This window comes from Clostridium estertheticum (genome assembly GCF_026650985.1).
Classification (GTDB): domain Bacteria; phylum Bacillota; class Clostridia; order Clostridiales; family Clostridiaceae; genus Clostridium_AD; species Clostridium_AD estertheticum_C.
This window is the reverse complement of sequence record NZ_CP086239.1, coordinates 2905357-2924899: the sequence shown is the minus strand read 5'-3', so window position 1 is coordinate 2924899 and position 19543 is coordinate 2905357. Positions and strand designations below refer to the sequence as shown.

The following is a 19543-nucleotide window of genomic DNA, read 5'->3' as shown; positions in this document are numbered from 1 at the left end:
GGTTAGAGGGTGTCATTCCAGATTTAGCAGCAAAAACTATACTACAAAACGTTCATCCAACTAGTTAATAAGCAAAAAGTAATAATACGATTTCGGAGGAGCTTGTTTTTCTAGATAATATTATAGAGATATTTAACAAAATAAGATACATAAGGGGACATTAAAATGACAAAATCAAACAAAACATTACTAATAATAGGCGCAATAGTTGTAGTATTAGTATTATCCGTAATAGGTTCATATAATGGAATGGTAAAATCAAGAGTTAATGTAACAACGCAGCAAAGTAACATTGATACTGTATTGCAAAGAAGAGCAGATTTAATACCGAATATAGTAAGTACTGTTAAAGCATATGCAAAGCATGAAACTGACATATTTACAAGTATTTCAACTTCAAGAGCAACAATGATGGGTGCAGGAACTACTAAAGACAAGTTAAATGCAGATACTAAGTTAACGGCTGGTTTAGGAAAATTAATGGCTGTAGCAGAAGCTTACCCAGATTTAAAAGCAAATACACAGTTTACAGCATTAACTACTGAATTAGAAGGTTCAGAAAATAGAGTTTCTGTAGCAAGAAAGAATTATAATGATGCAGTAGGAAGTTACAATACTAAAATAGGCACATTTCCAAATAATATAATGGCAGGTATGTTTGGATTTAAACAAGCAGAGTTATTTAAAGCAACAGCAGGTGCTAATGTAGTACCTAAAGTAACATTCTAAAACTTAAGAAGGAATTAACAAGTGCAGCTCTGCAAGAGATGATTTAACAGCAAAAAGGGAATTCAATAAAATGAATTCCTTTTTAATATATATACATATAGCTTATAAAGTGGCTATTTCAGATTAACATCCACCTGTTCACTACTAGCTATACTCATAACACAAAGTTCTTTTAGTACTTCTGCAAATAACTCGTAAAGGTCTTTAAGTCGTTCAATATCCCTAATTACACCATTTACTACAAAATACAATTCATCTACATTGCTTGGAAATTCACTAGCAAAAAATCCATCATTATCTTTAACTTCTAAGTGTATTGAGTTTTGTAGTTGTAATAAATTTCTTATTTTTTCATTTGAAAATAATTGAGTTAGTCTTTCACTGTTAGTACCCTTTATTATAAAGTTATCATCAAATTCACTATACCCAACACTAACATCCTGCATGCCTAAAAGTTTGCCTAAATCACTAAAAAGTCCTTTTCTATAAATTTTAAAATAAAAGCTATCAAAAGTTTTAAAGGGGGCTCTTATTCGTGTATATGTTCTAGCATTATTTCCACTACCAGAAGAATATGTGTCAAACAAAATAATCCAATTACCCACACGTGCCTCTACCATACCACTTTTAAAGAAACCTCCCTCTATATAATCTGCATTAATCTCCCTAGACAGTTGTTCCCAAACTTCTTTTTTACTTGGTCCAAATAACCCCATTTTATTCCTCCTGTAATTTGTATTACTATAAATATAAACTATGTTAACATCATATTCTATATATTTTTGCAATTAAATACTAAAAACATAAAACGTCATTATGGTGACATGAAAATACAGAAATATAACTTATAAATGCTGGATTTATACAAAGTATTAAAATAACTCAATAAAAAAATTACTAATAATAGAATAAAAACCGGCTTGTATTAATAAGTGCAGCTCTGCAAGAGATGATTTAACAGCAAAAGGGGAATTCAGTAAATGAATTCCCCTTTAAATATATATACATATTTAAATTTAAACTAAGTAGAGTATAGTAATTTATTTTAATATAAGTAATTTTTCTTTGTCTTATCACATATCATAAAGACCTCTTATTTATAAACTTTTACTACCCTCTAAAAACTCTGAAGATTTAATTTGATGCAATGGACTATCCCCTTTCTATTAGCGATTTTTTTACTTTATCTAATGAAGGTTAACAGTTAATTATGCTTCTTTGTTTATGAGATAATAATAACATGGTAATCGGTATTTGTAAAGAACTATTTTTAAATAACAATAAATATTAATTAAAAAAGAGTAAGATATAAATATATTCTTATAATAATACATAGTAAATTGATATATGGTAAAACTAATTTATATTGTTAAAATAATATTTGGAATTATAAGGAGGCTATGAAGTGGAAAATATTAAAGTAGTATGTAGTTGCTTAAATGTTACAGTACAAGATATAACAAATGCTATCGAAAATGGTGCTAAGTCATTTGAGGAAGTGCAAGCAGTTACAAAAGTCGGTACTGGATGTGGTAAATGTGTAGATTCAGTTAAAGAATTAGTTGCTGAATTGTTAGTATAGTTATTGATGATATAAAAAAAAGAGTGTACTTTAAGGTTATTTATAGAAGGGGAAGATACTTAATTATAATATCGAGTAAGAAAAAACACTATTCCAAGAATTATAACAGTAGTGATAATTCTTGTAAGGCAACCTCCTTTTGTTAACTGACTTAAATCACCAATCATTGAACGGTTCATTGCATCAGCCACATTAGTCAGCGGGTTCTTTTTATATTCTTCTATTTTGCGTTTATCTTCCCTATTATCTTGCTCATCTCTTTTATACATAATTTCACGCCCCTACAATTTTAAGTACGGTAGCTCTATTTTATTAAGAAAAAAATAATAACAGCCAAAATACTATTGGTTGACCCTATAACCATCGCAAAATTAGTGATTTTACTTCTTACCACTTTATCGTCTTCTTTATCAATGGAAGTAACTGATCTAAACCTGTTTTTACTAATAAAAGTACCATTTAATGTTCCTGCTAAACCAAAACATACTAAAGCTATACTTCCACAGATTTTAATAGATAATATCCAATTGTTAAGGACTTTACCCAAAACAATACTAATACACATTATAATAAAACTTGAAATAATTATTTTTTTGATTTTTACCACCCCTTAACAAATGGAGTCATTCTAAAACTTATTTAAGAACCAAATTTAAATTTCCTATGTTATTATTTTTCAGTTTTACAAGACTTACTTTAATTAACATCATAGTCTATATAGTTTTGTAATTAAATACTAAAAGCATAAAACGTCATTATATTGACATGAAAATACATAAACATAACTTATAAATGTTGAATTTGTAAAAAGTATTAAAAAAGGTTAAGCTGTAAATATATTGTTGCTATAGTACATAGCAAAGTAAGAAATTTGTTATTTATAGGAGGATAAGATGCTTAATTTTATTGGAATGGGAAGTGCTTTTAATACAGAAATTGGTAATACAAGTGCATTTGTAAAGAAAAATGACAGCTTAATTCTTATTGATTGTGGAGGAACAGTTTTTCATAAGTTGCAAGAATTAAGCATGTTTGATGAACTTAAAAATTTGTATATTGTTATAACTCATACACATCCTGACCATGTTGGGAGTCTTGGAGACGTTATATTTTATTCGCATTATATTTTAAAACACAAACCGACTATTTTTTTTCCTCAAAAGGAGCTAATAGAAAGGTTTTTAACTAGCATAGGGGTAAGTGCTGAAATGTACAACCTTAATATTAATAACGTAGAAGATATAAATGATATGCAACTTGGAGATTTTAGTATAGATTTTATGCCTGTTTCTCATGTTGATACAATACCGGCATATGGATTTATAATGAAATTAAATGGAAGTGTGTTTTATTATAGCGGTGATGCTAGTGCTATAAGTAATACAATAGTAGATAAGCTGAAAAACGGACAGATTTGTAGAATTTATCAAGATACATGTGGATTAGATTATGAGGGAAATGCTCACTTATCATTAAGAAAACTTTGTGATACAGTTCCTCACGAATTCAGAAATAAGGTTCATTGTATGCATCTAGATAAAAATATAACAGCTGAAGATATAAAGAATAATGGATTTAATGTTGTAGACATATATAAATAGAGATTTCAGAAAAAAATCCTCGACAGTACTTTATTGTAGTACTGTTGAGGATAATCCCAATTTACTTGTAATATGCAAATACATCTTCTATTGATTTTATCCCGGAATTTTGTGGAAGAGGGAGAACTTTTAAATCTTTTCCTATAAATTTACCATCTACATAATATTCAACCCCGAAAAAGTTCTCAAACCACATAAGAATTTTATCAATAAATGGAGTTTTAACTTCCGCTAATTCGCAAAAACTCTTAATAATACATAGTCCATATGGGAAATCTTCAAGAAAGTATCTTGAATTAAAATCTGGAATATACCCCTTCTCTGTTTTTATAAGTGGAGACTCTATATTCTTAAGCGCAGGCTTACCACTAATTTGCTTTGTCATTTGCTGCGTGGAATCTGCTCCAAAATACTCTTTTATAAAACCGACCTTCTTCAAATCAATAGTCCCGAGCTTTAGGCACAAGTTCTGAACCTCTTCATCAGTAGCTATTAACATTTCTGAACATTCATCCGTCCACTCGTTATAAAATTGAATCATATTTTTAAAATATACTCCTTCTTTATAATCGTGAAAGATTCCATAAATCCTTGCAGTATGAAGAATTGGATTAGCCGGTGTAAGTGAAACTTGCAGAAAATTTTCTAGTGGATTACACTTCATGTTAAGTATGGTCTCTAATGCCTTGCATACTTCTGATGTATTACTAGAGGGAATAGCTCCTATAAAAAGCTCTTCTTTCTTACCTAGGTCATATACAGATTTTCCGTACTCCTTTAATCTAGCTATGCCATAAACTCTCTGAAATCCGAATATTGTACAGCCGTTTTCAATAAGCTCGTTGCAATAGAATTCCCCACCACCATTACCTGGCATCATGCCAATCCAAACTCCCTTTTTAAGAAAAGGCTTTATTCTTTGAAGCGTTTTGCTAAATATATAAGATGGAAGTGTGGATATAATGATGTCAGCATCTTTTATTATTTCCTCTGGGTTACTAGATATAATATCTATTCTCCCTGTGTGTTTAATTGTGCCATCATTATCACAAACCTCAATAATATGGTTCCAATCATCTGGTCTGGAAGTCAACAGCCTTACAGAAATATTCTCGTTTCTTCCGATGTCTCCCATTAAAAGTGTACCTATATTTCCACCACCTAAAATACATATATTCATTTGTTGTCCTCCTAAATAATATTTTATTTTTTGAGCTATATTAGTATTATATCATATAAGCTCATATAACCCCAGTACAACTCAAATGTTAATATATATCTTAAACAAGCTTCGGTTTTATCTGTTTTACTTTGAATTGCTTTGAAATTAATATAAGTAAGTAATTTTTTTTGTCTTATCTCATATACTCAAGACATATTAGTTATTAATTTTAAAGAGTGATAGTTCAGAGCTCGACGGAATCACACGATAATAAAATATATCAAAGATGTAATATATTTCTATTAAGAAAGGGTGGTTTTTATGGAAACAAGGGGCATTAGAAAATATCCTAGAATTGAATGTAAGACACCAATTTGTACGCAAATTTCTATTGTTAAATTTAATAATAAAATGGTTACTACAGGAAAAGGAAATATCTGTGTAGAAAATATCAGTTCTGGTGGCCTCAAGTTTCTTTTTAGTTTAAATCTACCAGTAAGTGATATTATGGTTATTGAGTTTAAGTTGATAGTTGAAGAGGTGTGTACTGCTTTTTATGGTTATATTGTGAGAAAAGAAGAAGTCGATAGGGGCATATATAGATATGGAGTTAAGTTTATTAATAAGGCTGGCGATGATGAACATGAACAGTTTATAAGCAGGCTTAATGAGTTAAATAAAAATGGAACTTTAGAGAATTCTGGTCATTGTTCATATGATGTGGATTGTATTAGAAAATGTACGGTGAATGTTGATAGAAGAATATATAAAAGATATAAACTTAATAATAATTTTGTTGCAAAAATGAAGGTGCACAAAATCAGTAATAAATCGGGCATTTCGCAGTGGGTCACTATACGAATAGATAATATCTCACATGATGGTATTCAATTTATTACTGATATTAATTTAGTAATAGATGAGGATACAATGTTAGAAATTAGTATAGTTATTGCTGATACAAAAATTTATGTCAAAGGTTATATGTCGTGGAGAGAAAAAGTTGAAGAAAATAAATATATATATGGAGTGAAATTAGACATTACTGATTCAGAAAAAGAAAAGATAGTTCAAGTTTTAGCCCATGTGGTGGATTTTTCTTCGGAAAATGGATTACTTACGCACGAATGTCTTGGACTAAAGTTTAATTATTCTAGGCCTCAAAATCATAATTTTGAGAGACTTATATAAAAAATATTTATAATCCTAATAATTTGATTCAAATCACATTATTATAACTTAAATAAGCATAAAATAAGGACATAGGAAAGCAAAAATATGTGAAAATAAAATATTAGGAGGAAAAAAATATGAACACTAAATTTTTCAAGAATATAGAGGTTGCAAAGGCATTAGGACTAAAAGAAGAGGTATTATATGTAGAAAATCAAGTTGTTAGTAAAACATTAACACAAACAAATAACGTTAGTATAACGCTATTTGCTTTTGATAAGGGTGAAGAAATAAGTACACATTCAGCACCGGGAGACGCATTAGTATATGTAACAGAGGGACAAGTTACAATAACAATAGGAGATAATGATCCAGTTATTGTTAATGAAGGCGAAATAATATTAATGCCAGCAAATACACCTCATGGACTCGTGGCTAATGAGAGATTTAAAATGATGTTAGTTATAGTAAATGGTTAGTAAAAAACTTAACTCGAATTTTAAGGTATAGCAATTTTATGTTGTTATACCTTTTCTGATGTTAGCTCATACTATTAATAAAAATAACATGCGTTATGTTATAATAAGGTAAATATGCTATACATGTAGGAGGATTTAGTGTGAGGAAAATAATACTAATTATTATGTTAACCACTTTAATGACAGGGTGCTCAAGTGAAAAACAGGCCATTACTACTACTAAAAGTAGTAGTAATCAAGAACAGACCAAAACAGCGACCACAGTAACTACATCAAATCCAGCAACTACAGCAAACACAGTAACTAAAGCCCAAAGTGATAAAGATACTAATAGTAAATCGTTTTCTAGTTTGCTAGAAAATATGGATATTACTAAAAGTTTGTTTAAAAAAGGATATTATGATTATGAGGGAACTATAAATAACAATATTAAAATTCAAATGAGTATTTATAAGCAGAACAAAGAGATAGTAGGGACATATTTTTATGAAAAGCAGAAGAAGGAAATTAAACTAAAAGGAAAGTCTGATAAAAAAGATATTATTCTATATGAATATGATGCCACAGGTAAAAATACGGGTATATTTGTGGGAACAATGAAAACAGTTGATAAAATTGAGGGCAAATGGGTAAGCGCTGATAATAAAACTAGTTATCCGTTTACATTAACACTTAAAAGTAACATTGCGGCAAATGTATATGGGAAAAGGTATGCTGTTGCACTAAATACTAAAAAGGACAAAGATGTTGAGGAATTTGTTGACAAAATTCAAAGTTATGTAGTAAATGGGGATAAACAGCGATTAGTCGAGCAAATAAAATATCCTATAAATGCTAAAATTAACGGTAAGGTTGTAAAAATACAAAATAAAGATTATTTTATTAAGAATTATGATTTGATTTTCTATCCCAAATATAAGGCATCAATTAGTAATTCATTTACAAAAAATCTATTTGTAAATTATCAAGGGATAATGTTTGGTCAGGATATTTTTAATATTTGGATTAATGAAGTGACTCCTACTGGAGGCATTCCTAAATTAATGATAACGGCTATAAATAATTAAAAGTGGTATTTTAATGAAAAGTAGAATTTAATGTAGTATTATCATTATAAAAGAATAAATATATTTATACTAAAGGAGGAATTAGTTTGTTGGATATAAAAAAAGGAGTAAAGAGTTTTTATGTGGGTGATAATGAAGAAAAACCACTCGCTAAAATGGAATTTGTATATAGTGGAGATGTCATAACCATCGATCATACTTTTGTATCTGATGAGTTAAGAGGTCAAAATGTAGCTAGACAATTGTTAGAAAAAATTGTTAGTTTAGCGAGAGAAACAAATAAAAAAATAATTCCTATCTGTCCTTACGCCAAAGCGGAATTGAATAAAAATGACAAGTATTTAGATGTATTAGTGGATGAAGAGAAATAGAGATTAATAGCAACAATTTATAAAAAACCAGTATGATTATACTGGTTTTTTGTTTTTACTTGACTAAGTTACGTAATTTACTAAATATCATAAACTTCTTCTTGCTCATATTCCATAATTGTATCAAAAACCTCAGTTGCCATATCCTGAGACATATCATTATTTAAAAATAATAATCCTATATCGTTATATCTAGTGCCAATAACATCTTTTGCAATTACTTTCCCAATATTTTCTTGTAAAATATCTGTAATATGTTTTCCAAGTTTATTAGGAATTTCTTTTTGATTCCATGAAGTAAATCCAATCAATGATTTTGATATTTCTGGATTAATTCCTTTCTTTATTAAAATTTCATGCCAAGTTAAACAAGTTGAATCAGATTTTGTTGTCATAGGACATCTCCTCATAAATTTTAAATTTTTATATATTATATAGAATTGATTATATTCATTAAAAATATTCAGTTTTTTATTTTAATATTAAGCTATTAGCAGGACTCTGCAATGTTTTGTAGAATCATATAATCACAAAAGAAAATATAGGTGGATAAGATTTAAAATAACATTATGTGCAGGGAGTAAGGGGGAATAGAATATGACATTACATCATTATAAAAAAGGTAGAGATGAAGATGAGTTTAAGGATCTTTATACTAATTCAATAGCACTTGATCAGCTTCCGAAAAATGAGTTGCCTGAAACAACTTCAGATCCTAAAGTAATTAGGCAATTAGTTCTCGATGAGCTTTTTATGGATGGAAATGCGCGTCAAAATTTAGCAACATTTTGTACAACATATATCGAAGATGAAGTTCATGAGCTCATGGATTTGTCAATCGATAAAAATATGATAGACAAGGATGAGTACCCACAAACTTCTGAAATTGAACATCGATGCGTGAGTATATTAGCAAATCTATGGCATTCACCTGAAAAAGAAGATACCATTGGATGTTCAACAACTGGATCTAGTGAAGCTGCAATGCTTGGGGGCCTTGCACTTAAATGGCAGTGGCGGAAGAGGCGTGAAGCTCAGGGGAAATCTACTGATAATCCTAATATTGTATGTGGACCTGTTCAGATATGTTGGCATAAATTTGCACGTTACTTTGATGTTGAAATTAAAGAGATTCCAATAACCGAAGATGAATTAGGTATAAATCCAGATAAGCTAAATGATTATTGCGATGAAAACACAATTGGAGTAGTGGCAACTTTGGGTAGTACATTTACTGGAATATATGAACCAGTACAGGAGCTAGCTGAAGCCTTAGATAAGATTCAAAATGAAAAAGGTTTTGATATACCTATTCATGTAGATGGAGCTAGTGGAGGATTCATTGCCCCATTTATACAAGAAAAGCTTAAGTGGGACTTTTGCATTGACAGGGTCAAATCAATTAATGCTTCAGGTCATAAATTTGGCATGGCACCACTTGGCGTTGGTTGGATAATTTGGAGGACTGTGGCTGACCTGCCTAAGGAGTTAATTTTTAATGTTGATTACTTAGGGGGACAAATGCCAACGTTTGCTCTAAATTTTTCAAGGCCAGCTGGTCAAATTATTGCTCAATATTACAACTTTTTACGATTGGGTCGTGATGGCTACACTACAATTCAAAGTGAATGTGCCAGCACTGCTCAGTATTTAGGTGAGCAATTAGGAGAAATAGATACTTTGGAAATATTATATGATGGACATGGTGGTATACCGGCAGTTTGTTATTCGTTAAAGGATGAAGCGGAAGCAGGATTTTCACTTTATGATCTTTCTGACCGTTTGAGAATGCACGGTTGGCAAATCGCGTCCTATCCACTCCCAAGTGATCGTCAAAATATGACTGTGCAACGTATTTTAATTCGTCATGGAGTTAGTAGGGACATGATATTTTTACTACTTCGTGATTTTCGTAAAGAACTGGAGTATTTAAAAAATAATCCAGTATTAAATAATCACGACAAAGTTAGTTTTCATCATTAATTTGATGTGAGGTTAAATAAATTTTTTTGTAAATCTCCCTTTTAATGTTTTGTTGTATAATAAATATCTTTGTAGAGATAATAATAATGATAATAGATAGTTATTAAATAAAACAAAAGGGGATATTAAATTATGAAAAACAAACCAGATGACAGAAGAGATAATGTAGATAAAATCCAAGAAAATATTAGTAATACTATTGAAAACTTTAATCTTACACAGGATACTATTGAAATAACAGATAATGATAAAGAGAAGAAGACATTAGAACAAAAGAATGAGAGAAGAGAAGACGCAATTGATGGTATGAGATCAGAAATTAGAGATGAGGCAATAGATAAAAAGAACGGATATAGATAAATTATAAAAATCTCTCTGCTATATAAGTCACTTTTATCTGACTGTTAATTAAGCGACGAATGACTTTGTATCACTTATGATTTTTAAGTTATGTAGAGAAAAACGTAGATATAAAAAACAAATAAAACATAGGATTAACGACAATATCGTTAATCCTATGTTTTGTTTTTTAACAAGAAAATGATAGTTTTTTAGGGCAATTATGACAATAAAATGTTATAATAAAATAATTCTATAGATTAATATGGGTGGATTCCGAAAGCCAGGGTTAAAGGGGGATAAAATGCAAATATGTTGTACAAAGAAACTACAAGATGAGATGGGAATAGTGCTTCAAAATGAAACTGAAGAGGAAGATTTTTTTTGCTGGAGTGTACATTTGATTACCGTAAATCGAAGAAAGACAATTGTGATGGTAAACGATAGCAATAGATTTGGATTTGTTATTTATGGGTTAAAAGCAAAACAATTTAAAAATTTAAATGAGTTACTCATTATTGGAATTAGAAATTGTTTGAGAGATGAAAAAATTAAGGAAGAAATCGTAGATAATTATTTGAAAAGTGCGGGAGAATTTATTTATTCGAAGACAAGAGGTTCGAAATATGTGGCTAGGCTTAATAAAGCTTGTGAACTTATAAAAAGCCTTGGAGATAATTTAGAATTAAGTGAACTTTTTCAAACTTCGGCAACTAGAATAATGAACAAAGACATTGTAAAAATGAGTAAGGAATCCGATTATCACTATCCGTATGAACTCCTAAACAAGGATCTTAAAATATTTGCTGGGGAAGAAATTGTTAGATGTGAGGCAGTAGATTTAATAGTTAAGCTTAAATTATATCCCAAAATGGCATGGAGAAGAATTATAACTCCTATAAATACTACATTTAAGGAGCTTCATGAAATACTCCAAGTCGCTTTTGATTGGAAAGACTACCATTTGTATGAATTCAATATTATTGATGATACAGGTAAATATGTCTTAAATGTTATTAGTGAATTTGAAGAGGTTTATGAAGAATCTCAGGACTGTAAAATACTTTTAGATTCACAGGTTGATATTTCAGAATACACTAATCACAAATATCGAATAGTTTATTGTTATGACTACGGCGATAACTGGGAGCATGAGATTACTATACAAGGTGTTAATGCGAAGTATGATAAAAATTACCCAACTTGTGTAATGGGTGGTGGCAATACTCCACCAGAAGATGTTGGGGGTATTACTGGATATAAGGAATTTTTAAAAATAATGAAAAATCCTAATCATGCTGAATATGAAAATACTAAAAGGTGGGCGCAAGGTCAGAGGTATAAGGATTATGATTCGGACTCTGTAAATAGACGTTTGAAAAATGTTTTGCGCAGATAAATTAGAAGAAGTGATTTGTGTCCTAGTGGAAGTGGCAATAGGGAGGTAATTTCTTATTACCTCCCTAAGGGATCATGTTTTCTCATATTTATTCTACTCTCCAGATAAACGATCAAATCCTATTCCTTTGCCCCATACTGAGATTACAGGTAAAACATCTACAAAGGCATCTGGGTCAGTTTCTGCTATATACCTCTTAATTAACATAGATTCTCTTGGAGAACATAGTGTTAGAAGTTTTAAGCGTGGTAAATTTTTATAACCGCCTTTTACTTCATAACTGGTAACTCCTCTTTTAATAGTGTGGATTATATATTGAGTTATAGCTTGATGATGATCGCTTATTATCTCAAGTTTTACCTTCTTTGAACCAAATCCAAACATTACAGCGTCAATCATATTTACCATTATAATTTGTGAAATAATAGCATAAAGTGCGATATTTGAATTATATACTATAACTGATGATGCAATTAGTGTTCCATCAATACAAAGTAGAATCTCGCTTATGCTTACAAATGTAAAAATCTTATGATGAAGAATTTTCGCAACAGTATCAGTTCCTCCCATTGAAAACCCTCTTTTTAGCACAAGACCAGAGCCAATTCCGCAAATAAGTCCAAAATAAACTGAAGCCAGCATCATATCATTTTTTATAAAGCTATAATTAAATCTTTCAAAAACTATTAATACAAAAGGGAATACTACGGATAGGGTAATTATTTTTATACCTTCTCTTTTTCCCATAGATATCCAAGCAACAGCTAAAACTAAAATAGATAAAATATAGTAGACATAGGTATATTTAATATGGATTAACTTTTCTAGTATTATTGATATTCCAGTTATACCGCCAGTTATTAATCCGTTTGGTCTTAGAATAGAAGTAATTGAAAATGCAATCAATAAACAACCTATGGTTACAAATAAGAAATCCAATACATTTTTATTAAAGTCAATTTTCTTCACAATATCACCATCCTTGCGATTTATTACATATATAATTATTGTAACAGATATTGTTTTGCACTTATAGGTGGTTTAGATTAATTTTAAATAAAATTCAATAAAAATACTGCACTTAGGGGGATCCTAGTGCAGTATTTTTATTTTTTATTTATTTACCAATTTAATAATAGGTTGGTGTATTTAAATTATAGACAATTTATCAAATTTTATTCACTCTAGTTATTTATTGTTTTTAATTTATTATTTTTAATTTATTATTTAATTGTGTAATATATCTTAGAAAATTGAATAAAGTGGTATCATAAGAAATTTTAGGAGGTTAGAGGCTAAATAATATAAGTAAGTTAGAAGTAAATTAAAATAAAATTTAATAATTTAACATAAATAGAGGTGCAGATAAAGGGGTAGTTTTTGAATGTTAAGGATAGGAACATCCAATGTCAAAAATGAAGGATTTGTTTGCCGAAAGGATATTTTGGTTCTTTAAAATATTCTTGGCGATAGAGAACAGTATTTCTATCACTGTCATGAAGTTCTTATGGAGAGCTATTTATGTAATGGAAAGTTAATTTTTCATTGCATTAATAGGTTTTTGTTTCTATTAATTAAGGCACTGAAAATTCAGTGTCTTTTTTTTGTTCACAATAGAATCAACCTAGGATTGCAAATTAGACAACTATGATTAAAAGGGAGGATAAAATGAAATCTTTAATTAGATTAAGAATGAGTGCTCATGATGCACATTATGGTGGGAATTTAGTGGATGGAGCAAGAATGCTTCAATTATTTGGTGATGTGGCTACAGAACTTTTAATTCTAAATGATGGTGATGAAGGATTATTCAAAGCCTATGATGCTGTAGAGTTCTTAGCACCAGTTTATGCAGGAGATTATATAGAGGCGGTTGGAGAAATAGTGAGTGTAGGGAATTCTTCAAGAAAAATGATTTTTGAGGCAAGGAAGATTATAGTGCCAAGACCAGATATAAATGATTCAGCTTGTGACGTATTAGATAAACCAATAGTTGTTTGTAAGGCAAGTGGGACTTGTGTAGTTCTAAAAGATAAACAAAGAAAATAGAGAACAACAAGGAGGTAACAGATGGAAAAATTAATAATTACTGCAGCTATATGCGGAGCTGAAGTTACAAAAGAACATAATCTAAATGTGCCTTATACTGTTCTTGAAATAGCAATAGAAGCTGAAAAAGCATATAAAGCAGGAGCTAGCATTATTCATTTACATGTAAGGAAAGATGATGGAACACCTACTCAAGACTTAATAAGATTCGATGCATGCATGAAAGCTATAAAAGAAAGGTGCCCAGATGTAATCATTCAACCGTCAACTGGTGGAGCAGTAGGGATGAGTAACGCAGAAAGATTACAACCTATAAATCTTAGACCAGAAATGGCAACTTTAGATGCAGGAACTTGTAATTTTGGTGGAGATGACATATTTGTAAATACTGAAAATACAATTAAAGAATTTGGAGAAAGGATGATTGAATCTGGCGTAAAACCGGAAATTGAAGTTTTTGATAAGGGAATGATAGACATGGCTATAAGACTTCAAAAGAAAGGTTTTATTAAAACACCAATGCATTTTAATTTTGTTATGGGTGTAAATGGTGGGATTAATGCATCACCAAGAGATCTATTATTTATGCAAGAAAGTATACCAGCGGGAAGTACTTTCACAGTATCAGGAATTGGGAGATATGAGTTTCAAATGGTAGCTATGGCTATTATTATGGGTGGGCATGTAAGAGTTGGATTTGAAGATAATGTATATATTGAAAAGGGTGTCCCAGCTAAATCAAATGCAGAATTAGTAGAAAGAGTAGTTAGAATTGCGAAGGATCTTAGTAGAGAAATTGCAACTCCGCATGAAGCAAGAAAAATATTAGGTTTATTGCCTTAAATGAAGATAGGTGTTAAGTGATAAAGGGTGTATATCCAAAAAATGAATAGAAGGAGGCGAAATAAGTGAATAAAGTTGTAGAGTTAGAACAAATTAGACCACTACTTAAAGACGGAATGTCAATAATGATAGGTGGGTTTCTAGCCTGTGGAACACCAGAAAAGATTATAGATTTATTAGTAGAAACAAATATTAAAGATTTAACTATAATTGCAAATGATACAAGTTATGTAGATAGAGGTATAGGAAAACTTATAGTAAATGGTCAAGTTAAAAGACTTGTAGCTTCTCATATAGGAACAAATGCAGAAACAGGAAGACTTATGACAGAGGGGAAAATAGAAGTAGAACTTGTGCCACAAGGAACACTAATTGAAAGAATAAGAGCGGCTGGAGCTGGACTTGGTGGAGTTCTTACGCCAACTGGAGTTGGTACTATGATAGAAGAAGGAAAACAAAAACTTATAATAGAAGGAAAAAAATATTTGTTAGAGACTCCAATTAAAGCAGATTTAGCACTTGTTTATGCAAGTGTGGTAGATGAAATTGGTAATGCAATTTATTATGGAACAACAAAAAACTTTAATCCAATTATAGCTACTGCTGCAGAAATTGTGATAATTGAAGCTAAAAACATTGTTAAAGTTGGGGATCTTGATCCAAATAATATTGTTACTCCATGCGTATTGGTTGATTATATTATTAGGGAGGATAACTAATATGGTTATAGATAGTAAACTTGCAAAACAAATTATTGCAAAAAGAATTGCAAAAGAATTTAGAAATGGCCAACTTGTTAATTTGGGTATAGGGCTTCCAACATTAGTTACAAATTATATTCCTGAAGGTGTACATGTTACTCTCCAATCGGAAAATGGAATGATTGGAATGGGAACGGCCCCAGTAGAAGACAACAACGATGTAATTAATGCAGGAGGTCAATTTACTTCAATACTTCCTGGTGGAGCATTCTTTGATACTGCAATGTCTTTTACTTTAATAAGAGGTGGACACGTTGATATAACTGTCCTTGGAGCATTAGAAGTAGATCAAGAGGGTAACTTAGCTAACTGGATTGTACCAGGTAAAATGGTTCCTGGTATGGGTGGAGCTATGGATTTAGTAGTAGGAGCTAAAAAGGTTATTATTGCAATGCAACATACAGCTAAAGGAATTCCTAAAATACTAAAGATGTGTACATTACCGTTAACAGCAAAAGCACAAGTTAACCTTATAGTTACAGAGCTTGGAGTAATGGAAGTCACGGATAAAGGTCTTGTACTTATTGAAATTCATAAAGATACAACAGTTGAAGAAGTTAAATCACTTACTCATGCTGAACTAATAATATCAGAAAATCTGAAAATAATGGATATATAAGAGGGGGTCTCATGATGAAAAAAGGATGCAAATACGGAACACACAGGGTAATACAGCCAATAGGTGTTATGCCACAGCCAGCAGCAAAAATCTCAAATGATATGAATATATTCGATAATGAAATTTTAATTGATGTGCATGCTTTAAATATAGATTCAGCTAGCTTTACCCAAATAGATGAAGAAGCTGGACATGACATCGAAAAAATAAAAGCTAAAATCATTGAGATTGTTGCAGAAAGAGGAAAAATGCAAAATCCAGTAACCGGATCAGGTGGAATGCTTATTGGAACAGTTGAAAAAATAGGTGAAGCATTAGATGGAAAAATAGATCTTAAAGTTGGAGACAAAATATCTACATTAGTTTCATTATCATTAACTCCTTTAAAAATAGATGAAATTATAGATATTAAACCGGACATAGATAGAGTTGTGATAAAAGGAAAAGCTATTTTGTTTGAAAGTGGATTATATGCAAAACTTCCAAAAGATATGGATGAAAATTTAGCATTAGCAGCATTAGACGTTGCAGGGGCAGCAGCTCAAGTTGCTAAACTTGTTAAACCAGGTCAATCAGTTCTTTTATTAGGTGCAGCAGGAAAATCGGGAATGCTTTGCTCTTACGAAGCGGTTAAGAGGGTAGGACCAACAGGAAATGTTATTGGACTTGTAAGAAACGAGGAAGAAAAAACGAGATTGAAAAGACTTGGCTTAAAAATGAAAATAGTTATTTGTGACGCTAGAGCTGCTATTGATGTAATGAATGCTACTTTGGAGTGCAACAATGGGTGTGAAGTGGATGTTGCAATTAATATGGTAAACGTTACCAATACTGAAATGTCAACAATACTGCCTGTAAAAGATGGCGGAGTAGTTTACTTCTTCTCTATGTCTACAAGCTTTACAAAAGCAGCACTTGGAGCTGAAGGAGTAGGTAAAGATATTACCATGATTGTAGGAAATGGATACACTAAAGGACATGCTGAAATAACGCTTGAAGAGTTAAGAGAAAATGAGACATTAAGAGAAATATTCGAGGAATTATATGTTTAATTATAGATAAATTATTATACGATGGAGGGCTGACATGAGGGTTAATAGAAGAGTCGAACTATTTAAAGATGTGACAGATCAGCAGTGGAATGATTGGAAATGGCAAGTTGAAAATAGAATTGAGACTGTGGATGAACTTAAAAAATATATACCACTAACAGAAGATGAGGAGGAGGGAGCAAGGCAATGTTTACAAACATTAAGAATGGCAATAACTCCTTACTATCTTTCTTTAATAGATATAAATGATCCAAATGATCCAATAAGAAAACAGGCTATACCAACAGCACTTGAATTACACAAGGCCCACGCTGATTTACTTGACCCACTACATGAAGATACGGATTCTCCAGTACCGGGGCTTACTCATAGGTACCCAGATAGAGTATTACTATTAATAACTGATCAGTGTTCCATGTATTGCAGGCACTGTACAAGAAGAAGATTCGCAGGGCATAGTGATAGTGATTTGCCAATGTCAAGAATAGATAAAGCAATCGAATATATCAGAAATACGGTGCAAGTTAGAGACGTATTATTATCAGGTGGAGATTGCCTACTTGTTGATGATGACAAATTAGAATATATAATCGAAAGATTAAGAGATATACCCCATGTTGAAATAATAAGATTGGGTTCAAGAGTACCTGTGGTTCTTCCACAAAGAATTACGCCAAAATTAGTTAATATGTTAAAGAAATATCACCCAATTTGGTTAAATACTCATTTTAATCATCCAAATGAAATTACGCAGGAAGCAAAACTTGCTTGTGCGAGACTTGCAGATGCAGGGATACCTCTTGGAAATCAATCAGTTCTTTTAAGAGGAGTTAACGACTGTACACATGTAATGATGGATTTAGTTCATGAGCTTGTTAAAATTAGGGTTCGTCCATATTACATTTATCAATGCGACCTTTCAATGGGACTTGAGCACTTTAGAACGCCAGTATCTAAAGGAATAGAAATTATTGAAGCTTTAAGAGGGCATACTTCAGGATTCTGTGTGCCAACATTTGTTGTTGATGCTCCAGGCGGTGGTGGAAAAACTCCGGTAATGCCGAACTATGTTATATCTCAAAGTCCTGAAAAAGTAGTACTCAGAAACTTTGAGGGTGTTATAACTACTTATGAACAACCAACTAGCTATACTTCAGGTTGCCATTGTGAAGTATGCGAAGGGGTCAAAAAGGTTCACAAAGTGGGAGTAGCTGGATTATTAAATAATCAACAAATGTCAATGGAACCAGTTGGACTTGAGAGAAATTTAAGAGGACACCACGAGTAAAATGGAAGATATAAAAAATATAAGCAGCATTTTCAATATGATTCGCGGTTATGAAAGCATTTCTATAATAGGGATGGATAAAAATGTAGGGAAAACAACTACGCTAAATCATATTTTAAGAGAAGCTAGAGGGAAAATACCCCTTGGGCTTACATCTATAGGACGTGACGGCGAAAAAACAGATAGAGTAACTGGCACCGAAAAACCTAAAATTTATATAGAAAAAGGAAGTATAATTGCGACTGCAAAACAATGTTTATTAAATAGTGATATAACTCGCGAGATTTTAAAAACAACTGGGTTTAATACTCCTATGGGAGAAATAATTATATGCAGAGCAATAAGTGATGGATATGTGGACTTAGGTGGTACTTCTATAAATTCTTATATGACTTTAATATGTAATGAACTTAAAAGCTTTGGAAGTAAACTTGTAATTGTTGATGGTGCTTTTAGTAGAAAAACTTTTGCAGCACCATCAATTACTAATGCTACAATTTTATCAACTGGAGCAGCAATGTCAAAAAGTATGGTAAAGGTAATAGATGCAACCTGTCATACAGTGAATTTACTATCATTAGAGAGTGAAAAAGATATGGAAGTATTAAAGAGTGCGAAGGAAATTTTATGCAAAGGTAAAATAGGTATTATTGACATAGATAATTCTATAAGGATGTTAGATGTTATTACATCAATCGGAGCATCTAAAGAGATTGTACAGCTATTAGACAAAAATACAACGCATGTTGTTATCAAAGGTGTAGTAACAGACAAACTATTAGCAGAAATTATGACATCCACGAACCTCTATAAGGGAGTAACTTTCCTAGTTGAAGACGGAACAAAGTTGTTTTTAACTAGGGAGACTCTTTATAAATTTAAAAATAGAGGTGGAATCATAAAAACAATAAAATCCATCCATATAGTATGTGTTACATCCAATCCAAAATCACCTTATGGGTATGAATTTGATAGAAACAAGTTTTTATATGAACTTCGCAATAAATTAAATATACCTGTATTTGATGTAGTTGGAGGGGAGTAAA

General features: G+C 31.1%; 23 protein-coding genes and 1 riboswitch. Of the genes, 17 read left to right on the top strand and 6 right to left on the bottom strand.

Going from position 1 to position 19543, the window contains the following annotated elements:
- Positions 1–165: 165 nt before the first annotated feature.
- Positions 166–729 carry a LemA family protein gene (locus tag LL038_RS13965; protein ID WP_071611604.1) on the top strand — a complete coding sequence of 188 codons (564 nt, stop codon included), beginning with the start codon at positions 166–168 and terminating at the stop codon, positions 727–729.
- 113 nt (positions 730–842) lie between these two features.
- On the opposite strand, the gene LL038_RS13960 is transcribed toward LL038_RS13965, so the two are convergent.
- Positions 843–1445, bottom strand: coding sequence for a DUF3137 domain-containing protein (locus LL038_RS13960; RefSeq protein WP_216121961.1), 603 nt, complete (start codon positions 1443–1445; stop codon positions 843–845).
- 689 nt (positions 1446–2134) lie between these two features.
- Between LL038_RS13960 and LL038_RS13955 the strand changes: the two genes are divergently transcribed.
- Positions 2135–2311, top strand: coding sequence for a (2Fe-2S)-binding protein (locus LL038_RS13955; protein WP_216121959.1), 177 nt, complete (start codon positions 2135–2137; stop codon positions 2309–2311).
- Positions 2312–2370: 59 nt separating this feature from the next.
- Here the strand turns inward: LL038_RS13955 and LL038_RS13950 are convergent, their stop codons facing one another.
- Positions 2371–2580 (bottom strand): DUF6366 family protein, encoded by a 210-nt coding sequence (locus tag LL038_RS13950; RefSeq protein ID WP_216121957.1) that lies wholly within the window; start codon positions 2578–2580, stop codon positions 2371–2373.
- Between the two features lie 35 nt (positions 2581–2615).
- Positions 2616–2876, bottom strand: coding sequence for a DUF5316 family protein (locus LL038_RS13945; RefSeq protein ID WP_216121955.1), 261 nt, complete (start codon positions 2874–2876; stop codon positions 2616–2618).
- A 328-nt stretch (positions 2877–3204) separates the two neighbouring features.
- Here LL038_RS13945 and LL038_RS13940 point away from each other — a divergent pair, with 328 nt between their 5' ends.
- Complete coding sequence (locus LL038_RS13940) at positions 3205–3912, top strand: MBL fold metallo-hydrolase (protein ID WP_216121953.1); 708 nt, start codon at positions 3205–3207, stop codon at positions 3910–3912.
- 61 nt (positions 3913–3973) lie between these two features.
- Here the strand turns inward: LL038_RS13940 and LL038_RS13935 are convergent, their stop codons facing one another.
- Positions 3974–5092, bottom strand: coding sequence for an NAD/NADP-dependent octopine/nopaline dehydrogenase family protein (locus tag LL038_RS13935; protein WP_216121951.1), 1119 nt, complete (start codon positions 5090–5092; stop codon positions 3974–3976).
- Positions 5093–5395: 303 nt separating this feature from the next.
- Here LL038_RS13935 and LL038_RS13930 point away from each other — a divergent pair, with 303 nt between their 5' ends.
- The 4 genes from LL038_RS13930 (at position 5396) to LL038_RS13915 (ending at position 8164) form a co-directional block, all read left to right on the top strand.
- On the top strand, positions 5396–6265 hold the full coding sequence (locus LL038_RS13930) for a PilZ domain-containing protein (RefSeq protein ID WP_216121949.1): 870 nt from the start codon (positions 5396–5398) through the stop codon (positions 6263–6265).
- Between the two features lie 119 nt (positions 6266–6384).
- A complete protein-coding gene (locus tag LL038_RS13925) occupies positions 6385–6726 on the top strand; it encodes a cupin domain-containing protein (RefSeq protein WP_171298148.1) in 342 nt (113 codons plus the stop codon).
- Positions 6727–6866: 140 nt separating this feature from the next.
- A complete protein-coding gene (locus LL038_RS13920) occupies positions 6867–7793 on the top strand; it encodes a hypothetical protein (protein WP_216121947.1) in 927 nt (308 codons plus the stop codon).
- An 86-nt stretch (positions 7794–7879) separates the two neighbouring features.
- Positions 7880–8164, top strand: a complete 285-nt coding sequence (locus LL038_RS13915; protein ID WP_216121945.1) for a GNAT family N-acetyltransferase — start codon at positions 7880–7882, stop codon at positions 8162–8164.
- An 80-nt stretch (positions 8165–8244) separates the two neighbouring features.
- Here the strand turns inward: LL038_RS13915 and LL038_RS13910 are convergent, their stop codons facing one another.
- Positions 8245–8559 carry a hypothetical protein gene (locus tag LL038_RS13910; RefSeq protein WP_216121943.1) on the bottom strand — a complete coding sequence of 105 codons (315 nt, stop codon included), beginning with the start codon at positions 8557–8559 and terminating at the stop codon, positions 8245–8247.
- A 202-nt stretch (positions 8560–8761) separates the two neighbouring features.
- Here LL038_RS13910 and LL038_RS13905 point away from each other — a divergent pair, with 202 nt between their 5' ends.
- The 3 genes from LL038_RS13905 (at position 8762) to LL038_RS13895 (ending at position 11885) form a co-directional block, all read left to right on the top strand.
- On the top strand, positions 8762–10147 hold the full coding sequence (locus LL038_RS13905) for a glutamate decarboxylase (RefSeq protein ID WP_216121941.1): 1386 nt from the start codon (positions 8762–8764) through the stop codon (positions 10145–10147).
- Positions 10148–10279: 132 nt separating this feature from the next.
- Positions 10280–10507, top strand: a complete 228-nt coding sequence (gene tlp / locus LL038_RS13900; protein WP_071611616.1) for a small acid-soluble spore protein Tlp — start codon at positions 10280–10282, stop codon at positions 10505–10507.
- A 283-nt stretch (positions 10508–10790) separates the two neighbouring features.
- Positions 10791–11885 (top strand): plasmid pRiA4b ORF-3 family protein, encoded by a 1095-nt coding sequence (locus tag LL038_RS13895; RefSeq protein ID WP_216121939.1) that lies wholly within the window; start codon positions 10791–10793, stop codon positions 11883–11885.
- Positions 11886–11978: 93 nt separating this feature from the next.
- On the opposite strand, the gene LL038_RS13890 is transcribed toward LL038_RS13895, so the two are convergent.
- Entirely contained in the window at positions 11979–12854 is an 876-nt protein-coding gene (locus LL038_RS13890) for a YitT family protein (protein ID WP_216121937.1), read from the bottom strand.
- A gap of 377 nt (positions 12855–13231) precedes the next feature.
- Positions 13232–13411: riboswitch (Lysine riboswitch) on the top strand.
- 142 nt (positions 13412–13553) lie between these two features.
- Here LL038_RS13890 and LL038_RS13885 point away from each other — a divergent pair.
- From LL038_RS13885 to LL038_RS13855, 7 genes are all read left to right on the top strand, one after another.
- Entirely contained in the window at positions 13554–13934 is a 381-nt protein-coding gene (locus LL038_RS13885) for a hotdog fold domain-containing protein (RefSeq protein ID WP_216121934.1), read from the top strand.
- Positions 13935–13955: 21 nt separating this feature from the next.
- Positions 13956–14777 (top strand): 3-keto-5-aminohexanoate cleavage protein, encoded by an 822-nt coding sequence (locus tag LL038_RS13880; RefSeq protein WP_216121932.1) that lies wholly within the window; start codon positions 13956–13958, stop codon positions 14775–14777.
- Between the two features lie 65 nt (positions 14778–14842).
- The gene (gene atoD / locus LL038_RS13875) at positions 14843–15496 is read left to right on the top strand and encodes an acetate CoA-transferase subunit alpha (RefSeq protein ID WP_216121930.1); all 654 of its coding nucleotides are present in this window, start codon (positions 14843–14845) and stop codon (positions 15494–15496) included.
- 1 nt (position 15497) lies between these two features.
- Positions 15498–16157: a 3-oxoacid CoA-transferase subunit B gene (locus tag LL038_RS13870; RefSeq protein ID WP_216121928.1), complete on the top strand. Its 660-nt coding sequence runs from the start codon at positions 15498–15500 to the stop codon at positions 16155–16157.
- Positions 16158–16171: 14 nt separating this feature from the next.
- Complete coding sequence (locus LL038_RS13865; protein WP_216121926.1) at positions 16172–17209, top strand: L-erythro-3,5-diaminohexanoate dehydrogenase; 1038 nt, start codon at positions 16172–16174, stop codon at positions 17207–17209.
- A 34-nt stretch (positions 17210–17243) separates the two neighbouring features.
- Positions 17244–18497 carry a lysine 2,3-aminomutase gene (ablA, locus tag LL038_RS13860; RefSeq protein ID WP_216121924.1) on the top strand — a complete coding sequence of 418 codons (1254 nt, stop codon included), beginning with the start codon at positions 17244–17246 and terminating at the stop codon, positions 18495–18497.
- Position 18498: 1 nt separating this feature from the next.
- Positions 18499–19542 carry a hypothetical protein gene (locus tag LL038_RS13855; RefSeq protein ID WP_253200222.1) on the top strand — a complete coding sequence of 348 codons (1044 nt, stop codon included), beginning with the start codon at positions 18499–18501 and terminating at the stop codon, positions 19540–19542.
- The last annotated feature ends 1 nt before the right edge of the window (position 19543 follow it).